Here is a 4,033-nt window from a genome sequence, read left to right as displayed (position 1 = left end):
GAGCCCGCTGGCGCGGTCTCCGTCCCGGGGGCCGGAGCCCGCTGGCGCGGTCTCCGTCCCGGGGCTTCCCGGCTTGCTCGGCGTCCGAATTCGAAGCCCGTCACCGATGCGGCAGAGAGCCTTCTCGGATAAGCACACCTCTTGCTATTCGGTTCAGTGGGTTGAGAGCATGTCAGCGATGCATACCAAGATCAGAGTTGAAGAGGGCGAAGCGGGGGGTGTGGGCGCATGACGGTAACCATTCATGGCGCGTCATCAGGGACCGGGGCCGACTACCTAACGGCCACCGTTGTGGGGGACGACTACAGGTCGACGGTCAACGGTCTCGACGAGTACTGGGCCGGCGGAGGTGACACCCCGGGGGTGTGGATCGGAACCCAGGCACAGGCGCTCGGAATCGCCGGTTCGCTGGTGGAACTGGAGGCGTCGGACGCCGTTTTCAAGTACGCCCTCAACCCCGTCACGGGTGAGAAGCTCGGCCGTGCGTTTCCTCGCTACACTCCGGCCGACGTGCTGTACGAGCGTCTGCTCGCCGCCGAGCCGGAGGCGTCCGAGAGTCGTCGCGAGAAGCTCCGGGTGAAGGCGAACCGGGAAGGGAGCCGTACGGCTCGCTCCGGCTGGGAGATGGTCTACTCGCCCGTCAAAAGCTTCTCGGTTCTCTGGGCAACGGCTGACGACGAGACCCGCGCACGGCTCGAGGAAGTGGAGCAGAAGGCCTTCGAGAAGGTCTTCGCCCGGACGGAGTCGGAAGCGTGCTGGACCCGCAGCGGCCCCACTGCGGCGTCCCAGGTGACGATCAGAGCGGAGGGGTTCATCGCGGCGTCGTTCATCCATCGTTCCTCCCGCGCGGGTGATCCCGACTTCCACCGTCACCTCCTGATATCGGCGAAGGTCCGTACCGCTGACGGGCGGTGGCTCGCACTGGATGCGCGCCCGCTGCACAAGATGACCGTGGCGCTGTCGGAGATGTACACCACCGAGGTCGAGCGCGGGATGTACGAGGCCTTCGGCGTGGTTGCCGGGCCGCGTATCGACACGATCCGTCCGGACCGCCGACCGGTCCGGGAGTTCGTCGGAGTGGGCCCGGAAGTGGTCCGCGCGTACTCCGCGAGGCGCCGTTCCACCGAGCGGGAGCTGGAACACCTGACCCGGGTGTTCATGGCCCGGGAGGGGCGTGAGCCGACCCGGGTGGAGTCCTATGCGCTCGCCCAGAGCGCGGCGCTCTCGCAGCGTCCGGCCAAGCAGAAGAGCGACCCGGAGTCGGAGCGGATCGAGTGGCGCAGAAGGGCGAACGAACTCGGTGTCGAAAGCCCGGAGCGCTGGCTCGACGAGTGTGCGGAGCTCTCCCGACAGGTCGATTCCCCACGCTCGGATCCGGCGTCCCTCAGCGACGTTGTCGACGGGGTTCTCTCGACCCTCGAGTCCTCACGATCGGCCTGGACGCGGACCCATGTCGCGGCCGAGACGTACCGCCAGCTGACTGCCACGGGCTGGCACCTGGCGGCCGGTGAGAGCTTCGACGAGGTGGTGGAGGAAGTCGTCGGCACGGTGCTGTCGCCGGCTCACTGCGCGCCGCTGAAACCCGCCGACACGGTCGAGGTCCCGGCGGAGTACCAGCGGGCCGACGGTACCGCCCTGTTCGCCGATCCCGGGGCGGAGCAGTACAGCTCGCACCGTCTGCGAGCGGCGGAGGCAGACCTGCTCGACGCGGCACTCAGGCCCGTCCCGATCGCCCGCTTCGAGCCCGTCGACATCGACCGGGTGCTGGCGGCCGGCGATCGAGGCCGCGGCTTCACGCCGTCGGCGGAGCAACGCGCGGCCGTCCATCACGTCCTCGGATCCGACGTCCACGTCAACGCGGTCGTCGGTCCTGCGGGAACCGGCAAGTCGGCCGTCGTGCGGCTCTTGAAGGAAGCCGCGGACGCGCGCGAGGTGCCGGTGATCGCTCTCACCTCGAGCCAGATACTGGCCGGGAACCTGGCCGAGGAGACGGGCGTCCGGACGACGAGCACCGCCCGCTGGCGCGCGATGTCCGAGCGGTATGCGAGCGGTGCCGGGGACTGGACCCTGGCCCCGGGGCAGATCGTCATCGTCGACGAGGCGGGCCAGGCGTCGACCCCTGATCTGCATGCCGTGCTCCGCCAGGTCCAGGCGGTCGACGGGCGCCTGATCCTCATCGGGGACGCCGGCCGGCAGGGTTCGACCGGCACCGGGGCGCTCAGTCTCATCGAGGCAGACGCCGGGGTCGCGAGGCTCTCGGAGGCCCGCCGCTTCCGAGAGACCGGCGGCGCGATACGTGGCTGGGAGGTGGAAGCGGCACAGGCTTTGTCGCTCGGCGACGACAGCTGCTTCGACGTCTACGATGCCCACGGCCGCATCCATCACGGCGCCGCCGAGGCCATGCATGACGCAGCGTTCGAGGCCTGGCGCCGCGACAGTGCCGAAGGTCTGCAGAGCGTCATGATCGCCCCCTCCGACGCCCTCGCGGCACGGCTGTCCCGGCGGGCCCGTGAGGCCAGGATCGCCCTCGGCGAGGTCGACGACAGCGCCACGGTGGCCCTGCTCGACGGCTCCCGATGCGGGGTGGGTGACCGGATCGTCACCCGGGTGAACAACCGGAAGATCCTCAGCGAGGATGGTCGCCAGTGGGTCCGCAGCGGCGACGTCTGGACGGTCGGAGCGGTCGGTGAGGACGGCTCGCTGAGGGTCCGGAACGACCGCACCAGCCGGCAGCTGACCCTTCCCGTCGAGTACAGTGCACAGGCCGTCGACCTCGCCTACTCCGTCTCCAAGGACCGGGCGCGGGAACTCACGGTCGACACCGCGCACGCCCTGTTCGACAGCTCCCTCGACCGTGACAGTGCCTATCCGGCGGCCACCCGGGGGCGGCTGGCCAACCACCTCTACCTGGTCACGCGGATGCCGGGCGACGGGGCTGCGGAACCAGGTACGGAGCACGCGGCACGCCAGGTCTTCGCCGGGATTCTCGGCCGTGACGGCGCCCGGTACTCCGTCACTGCGGTCGAGCGCCTGCTCGCCCGGAAGGCCGCGTCCCTGCGTACGCAGGCCGACCGGATGACCTATGTCCTCGACGATCTCGCCGACGTGCAGGCCCGGCGGGCGGTCGCCGGACTGCTCGGCGAGCGTGCTTCGACGCAACTCGTCGGGGCCCCGGCATGGCCCGCCCTGCGGGACCAGCTCGCCGGGTTCGCGGAGGCGGGCTTCGACAGCGACCGGCTGCTCAGGGAAGCCTTCCAGGACCCCCAGGGCAACACTTTCGACTTCGACGGCAGGCCGCTCAACGACCTGGCGGCGATCCTCCACGCCCGTGCCGCCAAGGTGATGGAGAACGAGTCGGCCGCGGCGCTTCTCCGCCTGCCGGAGGGCGCCGAGCGGCCCGTCACCGCTGTCGGTCACCGAGGTGCGGGCCAGGCCCGCGGGGACGACCTGTTCCGGGCGATGGGCCTGTCCCTGCCCGGTGCGGACCCGTCCGACGGCCGATCGGTGTATCTGCATCAGCTTGCGGTGGCTGCTGAGCGGCGGTTTGTTCAGGTCGCTGAGACGGCCCGCGCGGACGCCGCGGCCGGTCAGGGCTGGGCGGCCGTTTACGGTCCCGAACCGGCGGATCCGGGGCACGCGGCCGTGTGGGGGGAGCGGCTTGCCGCGGCGGCTGCTTACCGTGATCTGACTGGCTATCGGGGGTCGGATCCGACTGGCCCGGCTCCGGGCGGGGAGCGGAGCGGGGAGCGGGGATTGTGGCGGGCGGCGCAGGTCGTGCCCGATCCGGTGGTGCTCGCGGACAGGTTCGGGAGCCGACCTCCGGACTGGTTGTCCGGCCTCGGCCCGCGCCCTGCGCGGGCCGGCACCGAGTGGGATACGACGGCGGCCGCGGTGGATACCTACCGCAGGGTGTGGCGGTACGGTCACGAGACGGATCCCCTTGGTGAGCGGCCTGCCGAGGCGGTGCAGCGTGCGGACTACGACGCCGCGACGGCCGCTGTGGCGGCCTGGCAGTCGACCCGTCCGGCACCCG

1 protein-coding gene is annotated in these 4,033 nt (G+C 70.8%); it reads left to right on the top strand.

Annotated elements, in window-relative coordinates; genetic code table 11:
• Nucleotides 1-228: 228 nt before the first annotated feature.
• On the top strand, nt 229-4,033 hold a 3,805-nt coding region (gene mobF / locus ACFV04_RS43470), incomplete at its 3' end, for a MobF family relaxase (protein ID WP_380536606.1).

This window comes from Kitasatospora sp. NPDC059599, from assembly GCF_042735125.1.
Classification (GTDB): domain Bacteria; phylum Actinomycetota; class Actinomycetes; order Streptomycetales; family Streptomycetaceae; genus Kitasatospora.
The sequence above is the reverse complement of the archived record's forward strand: the minus strand, read 5'-3'. Positions and strand labels throughout refer to the sequence as shown.